This is a genomic window from Xanthomonas sp. 4461 (genome assembly GCF_024806475.1).
GTDB lineage: Bacteria > Pseudomonadota > Gammaproteobacteria > Xanthomonadales > Xanthomonadaceae > Xanthomonas > Xanthomonas arboricola_F.
In genome coordinates, this window is sequence record NZ_JANTYV010000003.1 from 386,210 (window position 1) to 410,356 (window position 24,147).

Genomic DNA, 24,147 nt, shown 5'->3' on the forward strand with positions numbered 1-24,147 from the left:
TCAATCCGTGAGGGCAGATGAGGTTAAGCAGACGAATCTCATTCATCTCGATATTCTGCAAAAGCTAATTGAGTCACCCATGGCTGTTTGTGACCTGAGCTCGCGTAATCCAAATGTCCTCTTCGAACTAGGTTTGCGCCAAGCATTCGACATGCCGACAGTCTTGGTGCAGGAAATCGGCACGCCGAAGATTTTCGATATTGCGCCGCTGCGATATACGGAGTATCGCAGTCAGCTAGGCTACCGGGATGTGCTGGAAGACCAAGAGCAGATCGCCGAAGCGATCCGTTCGACCGCGACTGCGGCTAAATCTGGAAAGAGCGTTAACTCGATCGTGAAGATTCTTTCGCTGTCCCGTCCTGCCGCGCTTCAGGACGCATCAGAAAACGACATCGGTGAAGTACTGCAAATTGTTCGCGCCGAGATAAATGAACTTCGGTCGGAGTTTCGTCGGACAACTTCGCGGATGACGGGAGTGGCGGAATCTGCCATCACTGGAATTCCAACTCCTAGAATCCGCAATTTCGAACCGGATATCGAGCAGGTCATGCATAGTCTCAAGCACGGCATGCCACCAGAGATGGCGCTGGAAGAAATCACTAAGATCAAGAAGAACATCTTGCGTCGAATGGAGCCTGATGTAACAAGTAGTGTGCGGGAGAAGGCCTATGACTACTTGATGAAATGCGAAGCAGCCGAAGCCGAGATCTATTCAAAGTTCGGCAGATCATCGGAATGATTTAACAATTCCTCCAAGCCGACGCCGCTTCGCGGCACGGCTTAACTCGGATGTTAGATTTGTCCCAATCAACACAGGAAGTGTGAGATGGCGCTTTATAAGCTTGGGCCGCGAAGAACGAAATTAGATTCACGTAAATGGGTCAAAGTGACCTCGTTCCCCGTTAGATTTTTTTTCGACTCATCAACGGATGACTGCGCTCTGGCGGCAAATCCCTCACCAGAAATTCAGGTGAATGAGATCGAATTTATTTTTTAAAAAAGTCGTGGGTGGTCCACAATACTTAAAATGTGAACCTTATGCGGCTGCACTACAACTTGCTAGCTTCAGGTCTAATGGGAAAATGGATGGTACTCGGCGATCTTTATCAGCACGCTATGTTCACTACGGTGACGAAAGACAATGTCGAGTTGCAGAGAGCGCTTGGCATAGGGCTTATGGACGACCTTGACGACTCAAGCCCCGTCGATGAACTGCAGTTCTATGTGATGCGCGTCGGGTTCACTCTTGCGCACGCGATAGGCTGGGTCGAGCAGCTCTATCAGGCCGTGCACTTTATGACGGATTTTGGATACGGCAAGAAAGCAAGAGATCTTGGAATCAAACGCCCCGCCCATCTGCTTTACAACATCGAGAATTATCTCATTAGGTTGCAATCAGTATACGATCGTTGCCTGCAACTGACAAATACTGTCTTCCATCTTTGCATCTCAGATGAAATGGTTACGCATGGTTTGATCGTCAGCAATCTCCACGTCTCCCGCACGTCAATACCGAAGCTGTTGAAAGCTGTCAAAAAAACAATCGAGAACAAAGCGCAAGATCGACACCAGCTGATTCACAGGCACTCTCACATGGATCCTCAGCTTCGAAAGATCGAACTGCTATACATGCATTCTAAAGAAACGTGGAAGGATGATGCGAAATTGACCTATGAGCGCCTGACGCTACATCGTGCCGAGCGAGTGAGAACATTCACCACCGAGCGTAAGGCCGAGTTTGTGAAGATCAATTCAGCACTTATGTCTGCGCTCTGCACACTCTTTGACGAGCTGTTGCTTCAGTACAAACGGCAAAAAGTTCGGCTGGAAAAAATCATCTAACGAGTGTGGTTTGAATGGCGGGGTCAGGTGCAATTAATAAGTAAACTTGGCTAAATTTTACTCACTTAAAATTCAACCTTGCGCGTCCTGCAGTCCGGGCCAATTAAAGATTTAGGTTTCGGGAGAATCCCAGTTGAGAAATCCATGGCTGGCTCTTCCAAAAAGTGCGCCTTACATCCTGCCTGACGACCGCCCGCTGGTCGAAGCATTTAATAGCCGAGCCGTGCCGGAGAAGCGGTATGATCTATCGCTTTTTCCCGAGCCATACTTTGGTCGCTTCGACGCTCCAGTAGTGTTTCTTGCTCTCAACCCTGGCTGGAATCCTCTTGACGCGGCCATGCATAGTCGCCCAGATTTTGCCACCCAATGCGAACTGTCGTTGGCGCACTCGCTTGCACCATATCCCTTTCTTCACTTGCAACCGGTTTGCGACACGCCAGGTAGCTTGTGGTGGCGTCGCATCACTAAGCCTTTGATCTCTGATGCTGGCTTCGATGCAGTCGCAAAGAACATCTCCTGCCTTCAATTTTTTCCATACCATTCCCGTAAGTTTGGTTCTCATACCACCTCTATTCCGTCCCAGTTGTACGGCATTGAACTGGTCAGGGGAGCCATGGCCCGGGGCGCCGAAATCGTGGTAATGCGTTCCTGGAAGTTATGGTCCAAGGCTGTTCCAGATCTCGTCAGCTACTCCCACTTGCACCTCGTCCGCAATCCGCGTAATCCCACTGTATCAGCGAACAATCTCCCCAGCGGCTACGAAGTTGTGTTAGACCGAATCAAGGCCGGAAGCTGAAAATGGCTTAGTCAAGAAGAACGGGGCCAGATTCACTTAAAAAAGTCAACCTGCCCCAGTTTCGTGGATCCCGTTTCGTGACAGGCTGGCGGTTCCGTGGAGTAGGTAACGAGCTCCAGTGGCCGATTGCTAGATCTCGGCGTTAGGCTGCAAACACTCGGCTTAAGAGGGATCAGCCGTTAGGGAGGCAACCTAGTATCTGGCGCCAGAGGCGGAAACGCGGCTGGAGAACGATCAGCTTCAGATGCTTGTAATGATTGACCACGGTCAGGGAGTCAGCGAGGATGATGTTATGCCGCGCTGGGCGGTCCAATAGACGTTGGGGCGCAATGGACAGTTTACTTGGCAATCGGCAATTCAATCGAGCCTATATTTCGATGCAAGACATGGAACGATGCATCGAAAGCCTCGAATGTGCGTCTTCTGCGCTTGACCGTGGGGATTACAAAGCAGCGCGAGCCCTCATCACATCAGCAATCGTATGCTACGGCCGCCCCTTCTCCGGTAACACCGATCATCCTAAGGCCACAGCAAATACCTCATTCAAGTTGAGAGCCCTTAGCCAAGAGCAGCGCACCCTGCATAACCATATCCTGGAACTGCGAAACAAAGTAATTGCGCATTCAGATGCGGAGCGAAACCCCGTGCAGCTTGATAGTTCTAGTGCCACAGGCTGGGTAGCAGGCAGCAGGCTTTATGACCCACTGGCGGAAACTGAGATAATCCCGCAGTTGCAAGCTCTCGCTACATACGCGCGTGGCACATTCGCTACAGAGACCCATCGGGCAGCAGCATCTGTTACGCCCTAAAAATTCATTTAATCTAAAGCTGCTTCGAGGCTCGGCTTGACTCAGATATTATGCCCTACAAGAGAGAGTTCAGTGCGATCTGAAAATGGAGAAACGGGGTCGGAGAAACGGGGTCAGGTTCACTTCCGAGAAAGGGGCTCAGGTTCACTTCTGCAGATAAGTCGGCCAGATTAAGACTAAGAGATATCTTCCGCGAGCCGCATCGGCAGGGCAGCACGCTCATATGCTTATCAGCGCTCAACTACACGAAGTAGTTGACATCCCCAAAAACCCGCAGCAATCTCTACCACGAGGAGCGTAGAAACTCCTCTAAGAGCGGTACCCACCTCCGTCAAACTGGTGGGTTTTTTGTGCCTGCAGCGTCTTGCGGGTGCAACCGACGCGATTCCTGCGTCGGGAGGGCGGCTAATACAACACCCTTCGGGGAAATACGCCCGCCGACTCTTAGCGGTTTCTAACCTCCCGACATCCCGTCGCCACCCGGCGGCGGGGCCTGTTCGTCAAGGAGGGCTTTGCCATGCGTCGACCCACGTCCCGTCCCACATCCGCACGCAAGCGCGCCACGGTGCCGCCGCCCACCGAGGTCGTCTGGCGCTCGCTCGACCCCTCGATCAAGCCGCGGCCCTACGTCGAGCGCACCCCCATCCCCCAACCCCGCACCGAGGCCCGCCCCCCACGCCCCGGCCACCCGCGTGCCCCGCACCACTGCACCGTGGGCTACGGCTACTACCCCGCCAGCGACCAACGCATCCCCACGCTACGCCTACGCGGCCGCTGGCTGGAACAACTGGGCTTCACCATCGGCAGCAAACGCCACATCCGCCTGCGCGATGGCGAGTTGATCGTCAGCGTCGCACCTACGGACTAACCAGGTGCACCGCGTACGCGCAGCACGCACCCGCACGCCCCGCGCCGAGCGCAACGCGCCAATCGCCGCACCGTGCGCGCTCCCCGCTCACCGCGCAGAGGAGGACACAGATGGAGCACCCCGCCGTCGTCTTGCATCTCACGCTGGACCAACGCGACCAGCTCGACCGCCTGCTACGCACCCTCATCGCTCATGGCGACGTGATCGCCATGAGCAAACCGGAGTGCCTGGAGGCGCAGACACTGCCCACGCTCGGGCAAGCCATCTTTGATACGGCCAACGCCGTGCGCAAAATCTTTGACCGCTGCATGGAGCATAGCTGCGGCGACCCATAGAAGTACCTGGCAATAATCGGCGAGCCCGAATCGGATCTCGATAAGGCCGTGGCCGTGCTGCGGGTCGGGTATTGGCTACAGAGGCGCGGAGCGATTGACGGCCGTCAATCAGTCGGTGAGGATCATGCATGCCGCACTGCTGCGGTCCACTCGTAGTCAGGGCGATGAAAAGGTCAGTTAGCCGATTGGATAAGGCGTCAAAGGTCATTGCATGGTGCTGCGTGCTTCTCACTGCCGCATTCACGGCTACGGCCATTGAATGGCGCGTATTTGCTGGTACAGACAACTGGTGGGCTGCACTTGCTGCATTTGTGACTACAGCGTTGATTGGAGCAGCTCCATACGCCATCTATTTGGTATTTGTACCGGCATCGAAGGCGAGTCCGACGCTGAGGATGATCGTGTTGTGTTTTCTTGTCGCTCTTTCAGTCGTACCAAACGTGTGGTGGGCTGTAACAGGTGTCCGCACCGGCGGTTGGAATTTTTTCATCGTTCCGACAATTCAGGTGTTCTATCTTCTCGTGATAGTGCCTTTTGTTATTGTGCTGATGCACGCTCTTCGTCGGATATGGCAGCGTGCGCATGACGCCTAATTCTTCACTCGAGCCGACGCTGCCGAGCAAAACCATCTTCAATGCCCATGCGGTGCACGATACCGCGGAGCAGCGAGCGGTGTAGGGCGGCAAACCGCAGCCTCGCAGTTGATGTCGCGTCGCGATTCCGTTTAATTCAGGCATCAGGGCTAAAGATATGAATCCACACATCTTTGTTAATGCGCTAAAGACCGAATGTGCGGATGTCGCCGTTCATGATTGCTTGGAACTTCTCAAAGCCCCGCCGGGTCGCAGGCCCGCTCAATCTCTCGTTGGTTTGTCAGTTTGGTATCGTGGTCTTGATTCTGCCAACCAAGCCAACGTTGCCGCTGCATTACGAATGGCGGCTGACGCAACACTGTTCGGGGTCTTATGCGTTATCGACGGTGTTCGCACTATCGAAGACCAGCCAACCAAGTCTGAGTTCAGGCTGACAGCCACATGCAATGGTTCAACATCAATTATCTCGCCTGGACCGGAAGACCTTCATGATCTTCTCCAGAAATAACGGGGTCAGGCTCACTTAATGAGTCAACCTGACTCCGTTCCCTACCGAGATTTCCGACAGTGCTTCGTCTGCGCGGGTGGAATCCAGGTAAACACGCGTAGGTCCAGTCAGGTCGACCTGATTCTCCCGATTGTCGTAAGCCTCCTGCATCCGGTTGCCCATGCTCTTGCCGAACTCGGCAAGAGCGTCGGCACGATGCTTGGCTAACACGCCGTGCATTGTTTCATGGCCCATGACCTCGGTCAGATAGTCGATGCGCTCTGATCCTGCGAAATCTTTGAATGCTGCTTCACTGATATTGAGTGTGCCCGCTTTGCCGTCCTTACCGTCCTGGAAGTGACCCCCGTTGTTCTGTCCATGCGAGACAGCAATCGCGCCAATTCTGCCTTTCTCAATTGCATCACCTAGCAGATTTGAAAGATAGGGTGATTCAACAATTGTCTGCCGGATGCTCGCTTCCGCGCCGGCAGGAAGCGCCGGATCTTTTGCCATCTGGGCAAGTAGGGGTTCAATACGTGGATCAACCGGGATCATGGCTTACCTCCGTCGATTTTCACGCTGTAAACGCACTCTTGTGGACTGCTTTGGTCACTGGTTCGATAGATGAGCAATGAGACCGAGAACATCTGGCTACCGCGATTCATTGCACGCCAATGCTGGCGTAGCCATCCACCCTGGAAGGGTCGCTGGCCGCCGCGTGTGTATCCCATGCCCTCAAGCGTTTTGGACAATGCTTCGGCTTGCCAGATGCAGGTCGGCGTAGGCACGCGCGTGGGATCGCCGTGGTTAGGCAAAGACACCGCAACTTCGATCCGCGAGAAGCCATCCTTCGTTGGGCGATGTGTCGCGTATAGCGCATAGCCATCGGCCAGAGCGACGTCTTTTGCTTCACGCCACGGGTATACCGGATCAGACGGTGGGCCAAGCTTGATGCCAAGTGCAGATTCCATTCGCTGGTAGTCTAGATCCGCTGGTACTGTCAGGCCATCGATGAAGCGCAGCAGCCGGCGCTCCAGCTCCTGCGGAGTGGTGTTGGCAGAGACGGAATCGGCACGGCTATCAGTGCTCTTGCCTTCCTCTGGAGAGGTTGGTGTCGCTGTGGCAGCAGATTGCGTGGCTGCATCCCGTCCTGCTTCACCAGGCGCGCAAGCGCATGCACTTGGCAGCGCTAGTGAAAGCAGCAGCAAAGGGAGCAGGTTTCGGAAGCTAATTTTTATCATTGGAATCCTACTCACGCGACATCGCGATGCTGGTCAATTGTCATTCGCACCGTTGGTGTCCTGCAGTACCGAGCCCGAACCCGAGTGGCGCGATAGTGATGGATAGCGAGGGACGGAAAGCTGTTTGCGAGAGGGTAGGGATGCGCTTGGAGTAGCAATCTCTCTAGGTTCAATCCAACTCTGACCCTGCTGCTTCAAACGTTGACGCAAGGATCTTCCATCAACGCTTTCCAGATTGCCAGCATCAGCCAGTTGACATGTCACGCAGCGCGTAGCAGTCTTTTCGGCAAGGAGCGTAGAAACTCCTCTAAGAGCGGTACCCACCTCCGTCAAACTGGTGGGTTTTTTGTGCCTGCAGCGTCTTGCGGGTGCAACCGACGCGATGCCTGCGTCGGGAGGGCGGCTAATACAACACCCCTCGGGGAAATACGCCCGCCGACTCTTAGCGGTTTCTAACCTCCCGACATCCCGTCGCCACCCGGCGGCGGGGCCTGTTCGTCAAGGAGGGCCTTGCCATGCGTCGACCCACGTCCAGTCCCTAGCCAGCGCGCAAGGGCGCCACGGTGCCACCGCCTACCGAGATCGGCTGGCACTCGCTCGATCCCACGCTCAAGCCACCACTGTACGTCGAGCGCACCCCCATCCCCGACCCCCGCCCCGATCCCGACAAGCCGCGCCGCCCAGGCCACCCGCGTGCCCCGCACCACTGCACCGTCGGCTACGGCTACTACCCCGCCAGCGACCAACGCATCCCCACGCTGCGCCTACGCGGCCGCTGGCTGGAACAACTCGGCTTCACCATCGGCAGCAAGCTCAACATCCGCATGCGCAACGGCGAGCTGGTCGTCAGCGTGGCCGATCAAAGCAGCAAGTGAGTCAGCACAAGAAGCGACGGCAATTGACTGCGGCCAACGAGTCGCCGCGGACCACGTGGCTGGGCGCCCAGACGTCTCAACCCATGGCCGGGCTCAAAGCAAGAATACCCACGGCTCGTATCGCTGCAGCGCTATCGGTCGGACAAGCACGTCGTGGATAGCGATGATGCTGGAAGCATCCTTGGCTAGATTTGGTTGTTAAACCAAGGCAGTATGGCTGCCATGTTCAACCGCGTTTCGGCACTCAATTTAGGTCAGGCCTCCATGTCCGAAGTTAACGCGATACGTGCTGCCATTACGTCGCAAGATATTGATGCCTTGCTGTTCGCTTTGGCGAAGCGCAACAAACGCGAGGGCGCTCCGTTCCTTGCAGAGGTATTGCTAGCGGAATGGCACAATTCACACGAAGATATCGTTTTTGAATTGGGTCTTATCGGTTAGCAAAGTACAGTCGAAAACATCGCGAAGGCTGCCGTAACCACCTTTGAATACATGGTCGAGTGGGGTAGTCTCCACGCATTTCAGCGTAAGTGTGCTTACGCGTTAGCCCGAATTGGTAGCCTGGAATCTCGCTTATCCCTTGAGATGCTTGCGAAACATGCAGACCCACACTTGAGCGAGTACGGGAAAGAGGGATTGGAGCACTGGCCGCTGCCATATCTGGAAGGGTAGGATGGCGCCTAAAGAACGTGATCACGTTCACTTTAAACTTTAGTTTGAGACTGTTGCTTATAGAGATTGCCGCCAACCCTGCTGATTAAAGCGACGGGCTGTTGTCGCTCCTGCCTGCGCTGCTGTTCAAGAACGGGGGAGGCTCACTCTAACGCCACCCCACCCCACGTGTCCTGACGCCCAACGCATCTATCGAGAGCATAGTGCCGGCAATCCGGGGCCGGCCTTTCCGTGTCAAAATTTAGGCCCCTTCGGAAGCAAGCAGGAAATGGTCCAGCAAAGAGCACAGCTTTGTCATGAGCTTGCGGCGGTCGTAGCGCAGGAGATCGCTCGCGGAAACATGGTTGAGCGTGAGCCGGTGCTATGCGATTGGCCAGAGCCCGGCTCGGTAGTTGCACATCTCCGCTCCAGTCTTAGCATCCCGAACGATGAGTTGCCGCCGGGTCTAGCAACTGCCATATGCAACGATCCGCACTATGGGTGGTACAACGAGGTCTTCTGTTCAGTACACAAGCACCTGCTCACTGCGGGTCTGCCGCGACCTGGTGAGCCAATGTACGTGAAGGCCTAGCAAATCGTTCGAGGCATACGCTCTTCGACGCTGGTTGCCTACACATTAGAGCGCAATGGGTTCGACGCTAGCCAACCGCCAGTTCAATCGTGCCCAAATCTTGAGGCATGATATCCAGCGATGCATCAAGTTTTTGGAATGCGCTCGAGTCACCGTTGGTTGGGAAGATTGGGTGGTGGGATCTGGTATGTTGGGTTCGGTTGTCGTTAACTATGCAGGCCCATTCGCTCGGAATCGCGAGCACCTCAATACACTCTCGAAGTTTGGGCTTTTGCCGCCATGCTGAAAAATCACCTAGACCCACTAAAAAAGCAATTGCGTGCTTTGCAACAAGTAGCACCGCCATCCCCTTGGCGCCAAGTGGCTACCATAGCCGTCGGTGGCCTGCGCTCGGTCGGATTTGACCGCAACTCGGAACTCCTGCTCGTCATCTCCAGTGCAGGGCGCGGGGTCATTGACTGCCGCACTGGCACCAAAGTAGCACGGGACTATAATGACTATTACGAGCATGAACATTTTCTGGAGGCGGAAGGCATCGGCCCGTTGCAAGGGCAAACTGTTCGCATATCCGGGCTCCTTGGTGGCGGGCTACCTGTCTCTACTCTCGACGGTTGGTCTGTGGAGCTGGTATCGCTCGATTGGCCGGACACAGACATTCTGTTAGTTGAGCCATCTTCTTTTCTTTACGGATCGCTGTACGGCAAGCCCGCCATCTTCCACAAGATCGGCACAGAGTCAGAGTTGCGTGCTTGTGGCTTCTCCTATGTCGGCAACAGTCTCGTTATCGCATTGTCCAGTGACGTCGCTGTCTTTTCCCGTGATTGCAGTTAACAACCCATTCGAGCCCAAGCCGCTTGGCGGCTAGGCTTAATTCGGAGGGCGGGTTCAGGTATGCCGCGGCCTGGGTCGGCTCAATGCAGGAGTAAGTGATTGATATGGGTGTAGACCTTAAAAACAAAGCTGGCACTGAATTCTATTTCTCAACAATAGGATGGTCTTTTTATTTGAACTTGGCAGCGATTTACGGATGGAAGCCAGAAGGGACATCACCTCCCCCTGACTGGACCGATAGAGAACCCTGGGGCTCACATTACGATTGGAATGCGGGGCAATCTGTCGCTGACTCAGACGCAAGGGAGTTGGCTGCTGCGCTGGGACGCTACTTAGTGGATACACATCGTAATGAGCGAGTATTGGTCATTGCGAAAAAGTTTGCCGAGATTGGTGTCTCTGTAACTGCTCCTAATTCTGAGGATGGATTCATTGAGAAATTTATAGTTTTTGCCAGAAGTGGAGCTTTTGAGATATGGTAGATTAAATAGAGCGCATAAAGAGTGGCGCGATCAGGGGCGCATCTTTAGATAATCCGGATACATAACGCTTATGGATATCTTCAGCACTCGGCATCTGCGGGGAAGTGCTCCCAGATAATTATCAGCGTTTTACCAACTCAAGTAGCTGAAATCCCAAAAAAATCGCAGTAATTTCTCCCTCAAGGATCATAGAAACTCCTCACAGAGCGGTACCCGCCTCCGTCAAACCGGTGGATTTTTTGTGCCTACAGCGTTTTGCCGGCGCAACCGACGCGATGTCTGCGTCGGGAGGGCGGCTGCAACACCCTTCGTGGAATACGCCCGCCGGCTCTCTGCGGTTTCTAACCTCTCGACATCCCGTTGCCAGCCGGCGGCGGGGCCTGTTCGTCAAGGAGGGCTTTGCCATGCGTCGACCCACGTCCAGTCCCTAGCCAGCGCGCAAGGGCGCCACGGTGCCGCCGCCCACCGAGATCGGCTGGCACACCCTTGACCCCTCGATCAAGCCAACGCTCTATCTCGAATGTACTCCCATCCCCGAGCCCCGCCCCGATCCCAACAAACCGCGCCGCCCAGGCCACCCGCGTGCCCCGCACCACTGCACCGTCGGCTACGGCTACTACCCCGCCAGCGACCAACGCATCCCCACGCTGCGCCTACGCGGCCGCTGGCTGGAACAACTCGGCTTCACCATCGGCAGCAAACTCCACATCCGCCTACGCAACGGCGAGCTCGTCGTCAGCGTGGTGGATGAGGGAGGAGCAAGGCTCTGATGCAGGTAATGCCCGAAAATTGACTATCTCGAGCACCTATCCGAGGATTGCATGACGCCGCGCCTGGACGGCCTTCATGGTCAAGTGCAATGGATCACTATGCTGGCAGGCCCAACCGGCTCTATGTATCGTTCGCACTCGCGGCCATTCTCGCAGCGGTCGGCCTGAGCGCACTGGGAAGAGCTGAGCAGTATGCGGACGTGCTATTTGTTGTCTTCTGCCTGGTGTTCCTAGCCCTGCAGCTTGTCACCGGGCACACCATGACGCGAATAGGGCTGCCTGGTCCACATCGGCGTGACGATCCGGCCGGCTATTGGGTTGGCATCGGGTTGACTTCACTGGCAACGCTGACGTCCCTGATCCTCATGCTGGCTCGCCGCGGCGTGCTACCGATTGGTTCCTGAAAAGATATGGGTGTATTCGTCCTGTACTGTCATTGACATGTCGATAGGTAGTACTAGCTGAGACTGTTGGTAAAAAATCTCATGAATCGAACCGTATGAAGTTAATTCAAAATTTGCCCCTGGCTTTAGTGCCAGCGCTACTTATCGCTGCTTGCGTAAAAGATGCAGCGCTTCCCTCATGTGATCCGAACTTGAGACAAGTGGGAGAATTAGTGCCACCTGAGTTGCCGCGCTTATCGAAGAAACCCCTTGGGCGAGTGGATCTAGTTTTCGAGATCGACAGGGATGGAAGGGTTACAGATCCCCGTATATCGTTTTCCGACGTCCATCTTCAGGGCGAGGGCCCTTTGTCTAGAGCTGAGTACGATGAGGTCTTACTGGGCTCAATACGCGCCTGGCGATTTCAGCCGCCTCAACGTGCCTGTGTAATGCAAAGCGGAGTATGGTTTGACTGATTGCGATGGGGAGGGCCGTTTTTTTATAAGTGAAGTTGGCTGCACTTTTCAAAGACAAACGGGGGGAGAAACGGGATCAGGTTAGGTCGGGTTGAGTAGCAGGGTCGGGTTCATTAGCTGATGTAAGCGGTCAGGTTCACGTAATAAGTGAACCTGAATCCGCTCCCTGGCGAACCTCTGTTCGCTGGCAGGGTGCCGTGATAATTCATTCAACTAAGCTGTCGGTCAATGATTGGCACGACAGGGAAAGTGTACGGCTCCAATTGATTCACCTGGAGGCGGTCTATGTACCGCCTATCCGGCCTCATCCATTGCTATGATCCGGTCACAGGGGAGGGGACCATGGACAACTCGAATCACCCGGGCGAGCCCGGACAGGATCGTCACGGCACGGCACCAGGCTTACGCGGCATTCCGCCAGGCATGAGTGTCGACGACTACATGCGCATGTTGCACGGTAAAAACACGAGGGCTGCCCCGCGCATGGAGCGGTCCACACTGCATTTCATTGGCGTGATCGTCCTCGCCGTGTTCGGTTGGATGGCTATGCGCTATATGAGCCACATGCATGATCTGGACCCTGCAGCCCGCGCGAAGATGCCGGTCGTTGATGTCGAATATGAAGGCTTGCTGGAAGCCAGGCTCACCGACGGGAACTTCAAGCAGCGATTCGGCGGGAAGCTGTTCCGGCTCACAGGTGTTGCCACCAGCGTCATGGAACAGCAACAGACCCATGCAGACGGATCGAAGGAGATTGTCGGCCCGGCCATTCTCATGACGCCGGACCCGAAGCACGAGTCTTATCTGGCGACGTTCTACAAGGAAGAGCAGGCGAAGCTGGATCCGGTCATGCCGGACGCGCAGGTCACGATCGTCTGCGATCACCTGGAGGTGTTGAAAGGCCAACGCATGGAAGGCTGCACGCTCGAGACGTATAAAAACGTGGCTGGGGAGGCTTCGGAATAACAAGGTGAGGTTCACTTAAAAATTCGACCCGATCCCGTTTTCGCGTTCACTACCTGAGTGTTCCTGAGCAAGCCCGTGACTTCGGTTTTGTCGAACTGCGCCGCGCACTGCGGCCTCCCGAATCGTTGCATGCGTTTTAGACGGAGGTGACTGGCAGGCATCTGGTTTTGCGGAGTAGCTGCTAAATTTGACCAGATGTTGGGTTGGACACCATAAGCGCGCGCAAGCAATGCGGATCTGGAGATCGGAGATCTGCAGATTGACTACAGTGACGGAGTCGGGTGAGCATCCTGCCACGCAGCTACGCAGCTGAAGGACACCTAGGATGACCAAGTTCCAACGCATTGCCGCAAACGTTCCCGCAGGAACCGTCTTGCCCATGGAGTTACGCATGGTTTGCGACTATCTGGACAAGACCGGCTATCCCATCAGCGGCTGTATGAAGATAAGGCCAGACGATTTTGGCGGGGTACGAGCCTGGTTCGACGACGATGATGCAATGGCATCGCAGTTTGCCTACTTCGGCGCAGGCCCAGACGGATCGATCCTCGCCTTCTGGTTATGCGACGGCCTGGATGCGACCTCTGCCCCGATCGTTCATCTGGGATCGGAAGGCAGCGACAATTGTGTGCTGGCAAAGAACTTTCGTGAGTTTCTTCGTGTGTTTGGAATCGGCTACAACGAGCTTGGCTTCGATGACCTGAGCCAGCCGCCAGTCGAACCGGCATCAGCGGCTAACTTCCGCGCCTGGCTTGAAGCCGAGCTTGGCATCACCTGTCCACAAACGGGCGAGGACCTCGTGACTGCGGCCAAATTAAGCTGTCCCAATGTCGAAGCTGCCATCGACGCTTGGTTCAAGCGGCGCTACGAGCCGCAGGCCTAAGGATTCTCAATGTCAGCTGCCTTCGATAAAGTATGGCCCATGGTCAAACGAAGAGCGGGGTCGGGCTCACTTAAGAAGTCAACCTGACATCATTTCCGGATGTCCCAAAGCGAAACCTAGAACAGAGGTAAGGCTGCGCAATATGCATCGCTTCGACATCCTCGCAAACTCCGTGCTGATCGGGCACACCGCCTTTGAGTCGGGAGACCCGCCCATGGGGGCTGCGTTCGGCAGATTCATACCAATCGCTACTTATAGCGCTGTGCAACCGGCCATCACCCAGTACGCAGGGCGTGAGGTGGCGGGTATCGATCTTGCGGTCAGAGTCGCCAGCACCAAGCAACTGATCCAGTGCCTGGCCGTTGCCATTACCGACTGCTCTTCTGAGTTTGGAGCAGAAGGTCTGGAAGTCGCCGTGCTCGGAATTGGATATCCGCTGTACGCCGAGCTATTCCCGCACCACGTTGACGCTTACGAAAATCAGTTCAACTGATGGTGTGAAGCAGAAACAACCGATGACGTTGACCCATAGGAACGGAAATGAGCGAAGCAATCCTGTACGCGATCGATAGCCAGCAGCTCAGCGATGCAGTGGCCGCAGCGGGTTTTGTCGAGAGCACACATGACAGTAGTGAAGCACCGACCGAACGCATTGCCGCTTTCTTTGCATACCTGCTACAGGTCTGGCCGGAAGATGGCTCGAAGGGCGACATATGGTATGAAGACTTCACGCACAATCGCCCGGCCGGAGCCATTCTTGAGATGGTGTTCGAACTCGATGCGTTCGATGAAGAGCGATTTCAGCAGCTGCGCGACATGGCCAAGCAGTACGGTGTACATGTCTTCGATCCGGAGGGCGAGATTCTGTATCTCGCTGATGGAAGCGAAGCCTGAGCAGTGAGTACGAGACGGATCCACGCGCGCACGCATGTTGGATCGCTCCCTTCTGGAACCGGTCTAACTGGCTTTCCCTCCGACTGTTCTGGTCATCTCACGTTGGAACGTAACTCGGGCTGGCGCGGCTATCCGAACCAGCTCCACCCGGAAGATGGCCTCGAATCTTTCGCACTGACTCTGGCTCAATGGCGCGAGCGCAATTCTGACCCTGTTCCCTACGACGCTATTGAGCACCAGATAATCGTGCCTGACATGCTGGCGCAACTCTCCAAACTGACGGCTCGCAAGGTCCATCGTAACGATAGTTCTTCATCATCATGCATCGTTGAATGTTGTAAAAGAGATTTCTATCTCTCATTGAGAGATCGGCCATACTCTCTCCTGGTCTTCGCTGGTTATTCACATAGCTCCCAGATCCGTCTCCTCCGCACTCTATCCACGCTCTGTTTAAGCTGCCGGACTGAGTCTCCGTGTTTCTCCAATAATCCCTGAGGGGAGTAGGGTGATATAAGGCCTTCTCCGCCTCCTTATCGCACAGCACAAGTGGTGTCTGTGGTCCGCATATGCGTCCGTTTCCAATCACGCAACCAGAGACCTGGAGGATGATCAAAATAAAGATTGAGCGAAGTATGATCACAGAGACCCCGATACAAGTTTTGCAACTGCGTTCCAGACATAAGGTGGAAGCGTTTCGGCCATGGCAAATGGTGCTGCCACCGGAATAGCCACAACCGTCCATGCCTCGTGAAATGTTTCTAGTGTCACAGATCTGTCGCGAAATGCGTTTCCCTGGGGATCGTATGAGCCATGGAGATGTTGTACTGGTGGAAGCCGGCTTGCAACCTTTCCAAGGTGGAGGCCATCGTGACATCGCCGACCGCCGACCGCCGACCGCCGACCGCAAGCACGCTCAGCGCATCCAAGGCAGTGACGCTGGCCGTCGATGCGGCTGTCGCTGGCCGAGTGCAACCCGAAATAACTGCGTCAGGTTCACTTAATAAGTCAACTTGACCCCATATCCTACATTCCCTCATTCCCTAGTCGTCAGCGTGGCGGACTAACCAGATGTGTCGCACGCGCAGCACGAACCCGCACGCGCTGTATCAAGCGCCATGCGCCGGTCGCCACGCTATACGCGCTCACCGTTCCTTGAGCGGAGGAGGGCAGACATGGAGCATCCTGCCATCGCTTTGCATCTCATGCTGGAACACCTCGACCACTTGCCACGCACCCTCGTCGCTCATGTAAGAATGGAGGCAGGCACACGAGCCTGATCTCGTTGCCCACTCGGCCTGCTCTTCATGAAAATCGTCTACATTCTTTGCATGCTGATCGCTGGTTTATCGCTTGGCGCCGGTGGATTGATACGCTGGGGCGCGTTTCTTGTCGCACCCAAGAAGCGGCCATTTCGTTCCACTTGGGACCGGCGGGGATTCTTCATGGCGGCCGCCGGCATCGCCGGGATGATCGTGAGTACAGCAATCTACGAATCTTCTCGCTGACCGAGGCAACGGCATCAGCTTCACCCGAAAGGCCCGCCTGCTCCGGCTTCAGTAGCAGATTAAACCCGAAAACACCTCCGCTGGGATGTTCAGGCACTATGCAAGAATTAGTCGATTTGCCGCCAATTCCGGAGTTGCGTCGCGTGACACAATCACTCGCCATGCTTGATGCCATCCTTAGCCCAGAGTGGGACTACCGCTACTACAGCTTCAATAGCGCATGGGGGCCGGAACAGGAAATGGCATCAATGCGCAACGGGTCTGGCGATGAATGGTTCCTGCTCCTGGACCAGGCTGGCGCAGCCATCAAGGGCTTTGCCCATGAAATTGCAGATGGCTCCATCATTCCACAGGAAATTCGAGCCCAAGTTCCGGCCGAGTTTTCGTCTTTTCTCAATGAGCCGGCGTTTTCGATGCAGCACGCCACGTTCTGCTATTGGCGTAGGACAGAGGACAGTGCCTGGAGCAAAGTTATCGGCGGTCTTGACGATGACGGAGCCGATTGGCTGCTGTGGTTGCTCGTGTCCGGGCCCTCCGGCTACAAAGAGTGGGCTGAAGACTACTTTGAGGTTCCGGTAGCGCTTGATGCGGTGAAGGCGTTATTTGATCGTCAGCCTCTCAGTGAGTCCATCATCTTGACGCTCAACCCAGAAGCAGGCATCGATTTTACGTATGGGCAAGCACAGGAGATAGGATATCCTTGCAGCATGCCCGGAGAATTAACTTAATAAAATTCTCTTTGCGACTCGGCTTAGGTCAGATTTTATTTAGTATGTGGCATGAAAGATATTTAAGATTGCCCGCCTCTTCTGTTATCTCTCCAGCGTGCTTTGCTTGGTTGGATCCATCCGCAGCTCAGACAAGCATCGATTTAGGCTGATCCGGGTCAAGCATTTTTCAGTTGCGATCTGAGTACGACGGAGAGCCTTCCAAGGCTGCGCTTGAGAGCATTTCATGCATTGCAACGGAAGTGATTTCTGACTTCCCGGTGCCCTAGGATTTAGATGATTAATATGGGATCGGGTTCACTTAAGAAGTCAACGTGACCTCATCTCCTAGACCCCATTCCCCAGATGGCACACCCCCGCCAGCACGGATGTGTGGGCGTATGCGGTCAATGACCGGAAGGGCAGGTCAGGGCAAGCGTGCGGCTCCCATTGACGGTCTCAAGACCGTCTAGGCACCACCTCCCCGACCTCGTCCATTGCTATGATCCGGTCGCAGGGGAGGGGACCACGGATTACTCGAATCGCCCGGGTAAGCCCGGACAGGATCGTCACGCCACGGGCCGGAGTCGGCTCAATGTAGGATAAGTGATTGATATGGGTGTAGACCTTAAAAATAAAGCTGGCACTGAATTCTATTTCTCAACGGTAGGGTGGTCGTTTTATTTGAACTTGGCTTCGGTTTATGGATGGAAGCCAGAAGGAACATCGCCCCCTCTTGACTGGATCAATGCAGACCCTTGGGGAGCACATTATGACTGGAATGCGGGGCAATCTGTCGCTGAGTCAGACGCAAGAGAGCTAACTGCTGCACTGGGACGCTATCTATCGGATCCAAATCGCACTGAGCGAGCATTGGATATTGCTAAGAAATTTGAAGAGATTGGTGTTTTTGTAGCCATCCCTGATTCTGAAGATGGGTTTATTGAGAAATTTATAGCTTTCGCTAGAGGTGGAGCTTTTGAGATTTGGTAGGTGAAATAGGGCGAATAAAGAAAGGCGGGGTCAGATTGCCTTGTTTAGATAAACCGACTAGATAACGCTCATGGCCATGTTCCGCGCTCAACATCTGCGGAGAAGCGCTCTCAGATCTCTATCAACGCTTTGCCACCTAAAGTGGTTTATATTCCAAAAAAACTGACAGCAATGTCCCCCTCACGGAGCGTAGAGATCCCCATCGTCGCGCGCTGCCACGTGCGGTGTGGTGCCGCGCATGGTGCGACGTTGCGCATGCGTCCCGCATCCCATGCTTGTGTCTGATTCACCCAGTGGACGTGTATGAGCCTTCTTCACCTGGGCAGGCAGATGCTGCTGTCTTCAATCGAGAGGGAGTGGAGCATGAAACAGTCACTGTTGGTCCTGTCCATGGTCGCAGCGCTGGCGCTCGCTGGCTGCAAGCCTGATGCCGACAAGGAGGCCGCAGCGCCTGCCGCGTCCACCGAGCCGACGCCGACCGGTGGCGCGGCGACCCCGACCACGCCGCCTGTTGGCGAGGCCAGCCCGGCGCCGGAAGGCGCGGCGCGTGCGAGTTCCGGAGACGACATCGCCCTGGGCCTGCTCGGGGCGGTGAACAACCACGAGATCGCCGCAGCGAAGCAGGCGCAGGACAAGAAGGTCACCGGCGCGGTGCTGGAGTACGCGAAGATGATGGAGAAAGAGCACACCGAGAACCTGGAAAAGACCAAGGCGCTTGGAACGCTGGCCGAAACCCCGGACGTCAAGAAGCTGGAGAGCAAGGGCGAGCAGGACCTGTCTACGCTGGGGCAGACGCCCGGCAACGACTACGCGGCGGCCTACATCGATGCAATGATCGCCGGGCACAAGGATGCGCTGCAGCTGATCCAGACGCAGATGATGACGGTGGCGTCGACCGAGCCGGTCAAGCAGCACCTGACCGAGACCAAGACGCACGTCGAGCAGCACCTGGCGAAGGCGGAAGCCATCAAGAAGGCGATGTGAGCGTGGGTGTGGCAGATCGCCGGTCTGCCACACCGGGTCTGCAAGCGGCAAGGCAGCGACATCGATGTTTTTTTGGAGCGTTTGGCACCTGAAAAGAGGGGGGGAGAAAAAAGCAATTCCTTCTATAACGGCCAGCTGCGCTGACACGCCGGAAGAACCGAGTCAGGTTCACTTTGTAGTTCGACATAGCCTCCGTTTGCCGGGCGTTATGCCTTGCATGATTAGGCGTAACAGGATGGGCCCACACGGATGCGGCCTAACGCCTGTTGGCAGCGGCATGTGCATATCTGGAAAATCGATGAGCTTCAAATGCGTGTAGCAATTGACTGCTGTCAGGGAGTTCGCGAGGATCGGTTTATGCCGTGCTTAGGCGGTACGACAGTCCTTAGGCCCATGAAAAAATTACTCGCACTTATGAGCTTCATCATTCTGGCAGCGTGCACATCGGATGTTGTGGAGAGCAACTACGCCACTCTCGCCGAAGCTCGCGCTGACCAACTCTTTGGTCGCGGATGGCTGCCCGACGTGCTCCCCGCGTCAGCTTTCAATATCCGCACCAGTAACAATGTTGACCTGAATCAATCGGAGGGCGAATTCTCCTTCCGCTCGGTCGACTCGGGCGAGCTTTTCCAAAGGTTGCACAGAGGTCCTCCCGACGCAGTGCCGTACCCTGAGTATTCGGCTAACATCTCGGCGCAAGCAAGTCTTGGCTACTCGGTTTGGTCTCTGCAGAAGGAGCAGGCAACGTGGGTGTTCTTCTGTCGTGCATCGGAGGGGCGCTGCATCTACACCATGTGGCTTGACCGGCAAGTGCCTAACAAGTCGAAGAACGGGGGCAGGGTCACTTAAGGAATCAACCTCAAAGAAATGGGGTCAGGTTCACTTATTTTATAAGTCAGCGAGATAGGCAATAAGACATCTCCGCGTCTCGCATCGAAAGACCGCAATCTTGGATCCCTATCAGCGCCCTGCCACCCGGAGTGGTTGACATACGAACAAACCCGTAGTCAAAAAGCTGAGAGGCGAGGTCTGGCCCACTTTAAAAAGCAAGCTATGCCTTCTGCTTTCCAGTGAGAACAGTCAGGTACTTCGTTTCAAGGGGTTTAGTGGTTGATCAAGGCCAACATCTTGCTGAAGATGATGTTTTTCACGCTTCGGCAAGTCATACCTAGGTGTCGAGAGAGAATGAAACGCATCTGTATGCTTCTTTTTGTAGTACTCGTAGCTCCCGCACGAGCGACGACTCCACCACCCGCAGCCCCTTTCTCGGAAAAAGTGTGCCGCGCTGAAAGTGTCTTGATTGGTGTTGCTTCTCGCTTCAAGGTGGTTGGAGTTCCAGGCTGTGCTACCCGTGGCGATGGGAAGCACCTCACCATGTGCGAGGAAGTTCAGGTAAAAGTAGAAGTCCAACGCGTGCTCCGGACGGTCGGATCCAATCCGCCGACGGTGCTCACGTACCGCTTCGGCGGCGGTCTTTTCAATGTCGACAACCTCCGCAAGGATCTTTTGTCCGGCCCTCGCTACTTCTTTTTGGCCGCTCCGTCCTCGGACAAAGCGCCGATTTTCCGCACGTCTTATCCATGGCTCCTGGGAGCTACTGTCAATGTCGAGAACGACGCTGAGGTTCGGCAGGTGCTAGAGCAGTGTCCGCCCGTCTAACCATTCGCTCAAGCCAAGTCCCCTTTGCCAAGAGCAGGGCTCGGTGCAGTTAATAAGTCAACTTACCCCTTCCCAGGGCTCCCATCACGGGTAAGGTTCTGGAGGACGCCTATGCGCAATCGTTTGGGCATGGTGCTCATGCTCTCCGCTTGTGCAGGCATGGCCTGCGGCGCTCGGCCACCCCACACAAACACAAAGATTTTCTATCGGTCGTTCGATAGCACCTCGATCATGGATCTGGATGCTGCGGCTGCAGCTGGAGTGCTGCGGGAGAAAAACCATTCGTCTGACGCGTTTCGTTACAGATGACGGCAACGCTCCCCGCCATTACAACATCCAGTACACGCCCGCGCATGATCCGGAGTATACGAGCGGTTTGATCAGCCTCTGGCAGTGGGTGAATCGGCCTCGCCCCACATAGGAATTCCTGATTCAACGGCAAACGCTGTAGTGACATATAGAATCACGCATGTGCCCAGTAGTTGAACTTGAAACGGTCGGTCTGACGATCGCAGGCCGTCGCGACGCCTGAGCTTTCGCATCGCGGGGTAGGTCATTGATAAGCATGGCCGCCGTGGCTGTGGCGCAGCCAGGGACGATAACTGAGCAGGCGCTTGTCCGTCGCGCCTTAGCACTGGACTGGCTACCACAGCACTCTGCGCGTTGGACAGCCGGCGGTGCCGAATTCTCACACCCCGCGCGGGCCGCATGATACCCTCACCACCGCCATTCTGGCGAAGACGGAAAATCAGGTGACCCAGCCGACACCATCGCAAGCGGTGCCGGGGCTGTCCCGCTAAGCCACGCTCATTGTAAGCGGCTCGGAGACAGGCATGTCATTTCAACCACTACCAGGGAGGTATTCATCGTGAAACTACGCACCACTGCCGCCAATTTCGTACTGGCTGCGGCTTTAGGCCTTGGCTTGAGCGCCCCTGCGCGCGCCCAGACGGTAGATCCTTGCTCGGTGTTTCTGTGCATGGCCGCCGTGTCCGGTTTCGGTGCACCGAGTGCCGAATGTGCAGCGCCGATAACGGCCTTCCACGCCATCCAGATATGGGACCCGTACTTCGACTCGCCGGCTACGGCGGCGGCACGCCGGACATATCTGATGACATGTCCAGGTGCGAGCGTACCGAATCAAGCGGTCCTGGAAGCGATCATCTCGCAGTGGGGCTACACACCTTGACGGGAATCGCCCGCTGACCTAGAGAAGCACCTGCTTCCGAGTCTTTGCCTACCGCCAGACCCCTGCTCGCCAGGGGCATCGCAATACTTTCTGTGCCATTTGGTTCCTAGGCATCTGCCAGTGGCAAGTGAAGCCGCTGCCTGCATGTTCGCCGCTGGATCGCGCACTCTGCCCTTGTCTGTTCGCTCGGTTGGCCGCGTTCCTGGCGGACGCAGCAAGCGCCATCACGTCGCTGCCGGTGATCGCCAGTGTGGCTGACATCGGCGATGTCGGCCTCGGTCTTGACCGTCTGCTTGCCGATGGTGATGTCGACTCCCCGCAATTCAATGCCAGCCAAAACTAGAGGTCTGCGGTTGATGTCGATCACGGAACTCGGCGGGCGTTAGCCCGCCCAGGCTGTCGTGCGTGATCTGTTGGTTGTAGTCGGCCAGCCAGTGTTCGGTCTGTTCGCGGACCTTGCTCAGCGTGCGGAAGACGTGCATGTCCAGCACGCCGCGCCTGTAGCTGCCGTTGAAGCGTTCGATGAAACCGTTTTGCATCGGACGCTCCGGCTCGATGAAGTCCAAGGCGATACCCTTGCGCTCAGTCCATTCGGCCAAGGCTAATGCGACAAACTCCGGGCCATTGTCCAGACGAAGCTTAGCGAGATAGCCGCGCCAGGCTGCGATGTGTTCCAAGGTGCGGATGACGCGGGCGGCCGGAAGATTCAAGTCCACTTCGATTGCCAAGGCTTCCCGACTGAAATCGTCGATGACATTGAACGTGCGGAAGCGTCGACCATCCCACAGCGCATCGGACATGAAGTCGATCGACCATCCGGCATTGGGGCGTGCTCCACATGCCAATGGTTGTAGATGGCGCGTGGGGACCCGGCGCCTGCTGCGACGACGCTGATTGAGCTTCATCAGGCAATACACGCGCCAGACCCTTTTATGATTCCACACATGTCCGCGACGGCGGATGATCTGAAACAGCTTTCCAAAACCACGCTCGGGAAAGCGCTCGGCCAATTCGGACAACAGCGCAATGACTTCCTCGTCGCGATCGGGACGACGCCGATAGCGCGCTGTCGAGCGCGCCACGCCAACGACCGCACAGGCCCGGCGCTCGCTCCAGCCATGTTGCTCGACGAGCCAGGCAAGAAGCGGGCGCTTGTGCGCCGGGTCTACAGCTTTTTTGCAATGACATCCTTGAGTGCGTGGTTTTCCATCGCGAGCTCGGCATACATGCGTTTGAGCTTGCTGTGCTCGGTCTCCAGGTCGCGAAGGCGCTGCACATCAGCGGCCTCCATGCCACCGTACTTGGACTTCCAGAGGTAGTACGTCGCGTCGGAAATGCCCAGCTCACAGCACACATCCTTGACCTGGCGTCCGCCCTCAACCTGCTTCAGCGTGGCGACAATCTGGCTCTAGGTGAACTTGCTTTTGCGCATCGTTGGTCTCCTCGGTGGCTAGTGTGCCCGGAGACCTCCAACTATGGATGGATCAATTTTACGGGGAGTCGACAATGGCCCTAGCCCTAGCCCTAGCCCTTGCCGTTGCTGGCGTTGCCGCTGGACTGGGTGTTGTGCGCAACGTCGAACACGATGTCCTTGCTGGCCAGCAACGAAGCGTTGCCTTCGGCCGACATCTGGGTAGCCTGGCTGGTGATCGAGCCGTCGCTGGCGAGCAAGGTGAGATTGCTCCCCGCCGCCAGCTGGCTGACGCGCGCATCGCTGGTGCTTTCAGTCTGCGACGCGTTGAGCGATGGCTGCTGGCCTGGATCACCACCGGGGTGATCGCGGCCATGGTACCGGCCGCGGCGCCTTCGGCATCGCGGCTGATCTTGCTCATGGTCGAACCGGTATCGACCATGTTCTTGGTGGTCGAATCGCGGGCGCTGCGGTACGACGCGCCCGGGTCGTAGGTCACGCCCACCGAGAAGCCGCTGGACTTGCTCGATTGGCTGGCCTGATGATCGACCGTATCCTGTCGCGCCAGCAGGGCGATGTCCTTGGCGGCCAAGGTTAGGTCTTTGCCTGCCCCGAGATCGGAGCCGGCAATGGTCAGTTGGTTGCCGGCGCTGAGGACCAGGTTGCCATCGGTCGACCCCACCGATGAGGCGACCTGGGTGACGGATTGCGTGAACTCCTGGACTTGGAATAGCCCACGCTCGCCACACCGCCACCAGAGCTACCTGTCAGCCCAGACTTCTTCTGGCGAACACTGTGCGCTTCGCTGCTGGTGTCCTGTGCCGATTCGATGGTGAAGTTGTTGCCTGGGATCAGGCGCACATCGTCCTCAGTAAGCACTGTTGAGCCGACGACAGCGAACGCACATCAGCCTTGTCTCCTACTC

28 protein-coding genes and 2 pseudogenes are annotated in these 24,147 nt (G+C 56.0%); 24 read left to right on the forward strand and 6 right to left on the reverse strand.

The window, feature by feature from the left end; genetic code table 11:
• Positions 1-7: 7 nt before the first annotated feature.
• The 7 genes from FHY19_RS13940 (at position 8) to FHY19_RS13970 (ending at position 5,751) form a co-directional block, all read left to right on the forward strand.
• Positions 8-739: a hypothetical protein gene (locus FHY19_RS13940; protein ID WP_259166733.1), complete on the forward strand. Its 732-nt coding sequence runs from the start codon at positions 8-10 to the stop codon at positions 737-739.
• A 299-nt stretch (positions 740-1,038) separates the two neighbouring features.
• Positions 1,039-1,842 (forward strand): Cthe_2314 family HEPN domain-containing protein, encoded by an 804-nt coding sequence (locus FHY19_RS13945; protein ID WP_259166734.1) that lies wholly within the window; start codon positions 1,039-1,041, stop codon positions 1,840-1,842.
• A gap of 133 nt (positions 1,843-1,975) precedes the next feature.
• The gene (locus FHY19_RS13950; RefSeq protein ID WP_184368600.1) at positions 1,976-2,638 is read left to right on the forward strand and encodes a hypothetical protein; all 663 of its coding nucleotides are present in this window, start codon (positions 1,976-1,978) and stop codon (positions 2,636-2,638) included.
• A 1,326-nt stretch (positions 2,639-3,964) separates the two neighbouring features.
• The gene (locus tag FHY19_RS13955; protein ID WP_259166739.1) at positions 3,965-4,315 is read left to right on the forward strand and encodes a type I toxin-antitoxin system SymE family toxin; all 351 of its coding nucleotides are present in this window, start codon (positions 3,965-3,967) and stop codon (positions 4,313-4,315) included.
• Positions 4,316-4,425: 110 nt separating this feature from the next.
• The gene (locus tag FHY19_RS13960) at positions 4,426-4,650 is read left to right on the forward strand and encodes a hypothetical protein (RefSeq protein ID WP_259166741.1); all 225 of its coding nucleotides are present in this window, start codon (positions 4,426-4,428) and stop codon (positions 4,648-4,650) included.
• A 221-nt stretch (positions 4,651-4,871) separates the two neighbouring features.
• Entirely contained in the window at positions 4,872-5,243 is a 372-nt protein-coding gene (locus FHY19_RS13965) for a hypothetical protein (RefSeq protein WP_259166742.1), read from the forward strand.
• A gap of 157 nt (positions 5,244-5,400) precedes the next feature.
• Positions 5,401-5,751, forward strand: coding sequence for a hypothetical protein (locus FHY19_RS13970; RefSeq protein WP_259166745.1), 351 nt, complete (start codon positions 5,401-5,403; stop codon positions 5,749-5,751).
• Positions 5,752-5,796: 45 nt separating this feature from the next.
• Here the strand turns inward: FHY19_RS13970 and FHY19_RS13975 are convergent.
• Both FHY19_RS13975 and FHY19_RS13980 read right to left on the reverse strand, forming a co-directional pair.
• Positions 5,797-6,285: pseudogene (locus tag FHY19_RS13975) on the reverse strand (hypothetical protein); the annotation flags it as partial.
• Entirely contained in the window at positions 6,282-6,971 is a 690-nt protein-coding gene (locus FHY19_RS13980) for a hypothetical protein (protein ID WP_259166746.1), read from the reverse strand. The gene FHY19_RS13980 and the pseudogene FHY19_RS13975, both read right to left, overlap by 4 nt.
• A 563-nt stretch (positions 6,972-7,534) precedes the next feature.
• On the opposite strand from FHY19_RS13980, the gene FHY19_RS13985 reads away from it, so the two are divergent.
• The 17 genes from FHY19_RS13985 (at position 7,535) to FHY19_RS14065 (ending at position 22,154) form a co-directional block, all read left to right on the forward strand.
• Positions 7,535-7,846, forward strand: coding sequence for a type I toxin-antitoxin system SymE family toxin (locus tag FHY19_RS13985; protein ID WP_259166747.1), 312 nt, complete (start codon positions 7,535-7,537; stop codon positions 7,844-7,846).
• 213 nt (positions 7,847-8,059) lie between these two features.
• Entirely contained in the window at positions 8,060-8,287 is a 228-nt protein-coding gene (locus FHY19_RS13990) for a hypothetical protein (protein WP_259166748.1), read from the forward strand.
• Between the two features lie 1,081 nt (positions 8,288-9,368).
• Positions 9,369-9,920, forward strand: coding sequence for a hypothetical protein (locus tag FHY19_RS13995; protein WP_259166752.1), 552 nt, complete (start codon positions 9,369-9,371; stop codon positions 9,918-9,920).
• 104 nt (positions 9,921-10,024) lie between these two features.
• Positions 10,025-10,402, forward strand: a complete 378-nt coding sequence (locus FHY19_RS14000; RefSeq protein ID WP_259166754.1) for a hypothetical protein — start codon at positions 10,025-10,027, stop codon at positions 10,400-10,402.
• Between the two features lie 452 nt (positions 10,403-10,854).
• Positions 10,855-11,172: a type I toxin-antitoxin system SymE family toxin gene (locus tag FHY19_RS14005; RefSeq protein WP_259166758.1), complete on the forward strand. Its 318-nt coding sequence runs from the start codon at positions 10,855-10,857 to the stop codon at positions 11,170-11,172.
• Positions 11,173-11,261: 89 nt separating this feature from the next.
• Positions 11,262-11,576, forward strand: a complete 315-nt coding sequence (locus FHY19_RS14010) for a hypothetical protein (protein ID WP_259166759.1) — start codon at positions 11,262-11,264, stop codon at positions 11,574-11,576.
• 797 nt (positions 11,577-12,373) lie between these two features.
• Positions 12,374-12,997 carry a hypothetical protein gene (locus tag FHY19_RS14015; RefSeq protein WP_259166763.1) on the forward strand — a complete coding sequence of 208 codons (624 nt, stop codon included), beginning with the start codon at positions 12,374-12,376 and terminating at the stop codon, positions 12,995-12,997.
• A 325-nt stretch (positions 12,998-13,322) separates the two neighbouring features.
• On the forward strand, positions 13,323-13,880 hold the full coding sequence (locus tag FHY19_RS14020; RefSeq protein WP_259166765.1) for a hypothetical protein: 558 nt from the start codon (positions 13,323-13,325) through the stop codon (positions 13,878-13,880).
• Between the two features lie 142 nt (positions 13,881-14,022).
• Positions 14,023-14,373, forward strand: coding sequence for a hypothetical protein (locus FHY19_RS14025; protein ID WP_259166767.1), 351 nt, complete (start codon positions 14,023-14,025; stop codon positions 14,371-14,373).
• Positions 14,374-14,420: 47 nt separating this feature from the next.
• Positions 14,421-14,774 carry a hypothetical protein gene (locus tag FHY19_RS14030; protein WP_259166768.1) on the forward strand — a complete coding sequence of 118 codons (354 nt, stop codon included), beginning with the start codon at positions 14,421-14,423 and terminating at the stop codon, positions 14,772-14,774.
• A gap of 1,304 nt (positions 14,775-16,078) precedes the next feature.
• On the forward strand, positions 16,079-16,279 hold the full coding sequence (locus FHY19_RS14035) for a hypothetical protein (protein WP_259166769.1): 201 nt from the start codon (positions 16,079-16,081) through the stop codon (positions 16,277-16,279).
• 143 nt (positions 16,280-16,422) lie between these two features.
• A complete protein-coding gene (locus FHY19_RS14040; RefSeq protein ID WP_259166772.1) occupies positions 16,423-17,007 on the forward strand; it encodes a hypothetical protein in 585 nt (194 codons plus the stop codon).
• Positions 17,008-17,601: 594 nt separating this feature from the next.
• Complete coding sequence (locus FHY19_RS14045; RefSeq protein WP_259166774.1) at positions 17,602-17,979, forward strand: hypothetical protein; 378 nt, start codon at positions 17,602-17,604, stop codon at positions 17,977-17,979.
• A 363-nt stretch (positions 17,980-18,342) separates the two neighbouring features.
• The gene (locus FHY19_RS14050; RefSeq protein WP_259166775.1) at positions 18,343-18,963 is read left to right on the forward strand and encodes a DUF4142 domain-containing protein; all 621 of its coding nucleotides are present in this window, start codon (positions 18,343-18,345) and stop codon (positions 18,961-18,963) included.
• 393 nt (positions 18,964-19,356) lie between these two features.
• On the forward strand, positions 19,357-19,812 hold the full coding sequence (locus FHY19_RS14055; protein WP_259166777.1) for a hypothetical protein: 456 nt from the start codon (positions 19,357-19,359) through the stop codon (positions 19,810-19,812).
• A 261-nt stretch (positions 19,813-20,073) separates the two neighbouring features.
• A complete protein-coding gene (locus FHY19_RS14060) occupies positions 20,074-20,622 on the forward strand; it encodes a hypothetical protein (RefSeq protein ID WP_259166780.1) in 549 nt (182 codons plus the stop codon).
• Positions 20,623-21,938: 1,316 nt separating this feature from the next.
• Positions 21,939-22,154, forward strand: coding sequence for a hypothetical protein (locus FHY19_RS14065; protein ID WP_259166782.1), 216 nt, complete (start codon positions 21,939-21,941; stop codon positions 22,152-22,154).
• On the opposite strand, the gene FHY19_RS14070 is transcribed toward FHY19_RS14065, so the two are convergent.
• From FHY19_RS14070 to FHY19_RS14080, 4 genes and pseudogenes are all read right to left on the reverse strand, one after another.
• A protein-coding gene (locus FHY19_RS14070; protein ID WP_259166952.1) for an IS3 family transposase occupies positions 22,135-23,213 on the reverse strand; the annotation gives its coding sequence in 2 pieces (ribosomal slippage) (positions 22,135-22,982 and positions 22,982-23,213; 1,080 coding nt in all). The two genes, FHY19_RS14065 and FHY19_RS14070, sit on opposite strands and share 20 nt — an antisense overlap.
• 122 nt (positions 23,214-23,335) lie before the next feature.
• Positions 23,336-23,752 carry a hemagglutinin repeat-containing protein gene (locus FHY19_RS22385; RefSeq protein ID WP_326521141.1) on the reverse strand — a complete coding sequence of 139 codons (417 nt, stop codon included), beginning with the start codon at positions 23,750-23,752 and terminating at the stop codon, positions 23,336-23,338.
• Positions 23,731-23,904: pseudogene (locus FHY19_RS22390) on the reverse strand (hemagglutinin repeat-containing protein); the annotation flags it as partial. The gene FHY19_RS22385 and the pseudogene FHY19_RS22390, both read right to left, overlap by 22 nt.
• Positions 23,856-24,101 carry a hypothetical protein gene (locus tag FHY19_RS14080; RefSeq protein ID WP_326521136.1) on the reverse strand — a complete coding sequence of 82 codons (246 nt, stop codon included), beginning with the start codon at positions 24,099-24,101 and terminating at the stop codon, positions 23,856-23,858. The gene FHY19_RS14080 and the pseudogene FHY19_RS22390, both read right to left, overlap by 49 nt.
• Positions 24,102-24,147: the final 46 nt, after the last annotated feature.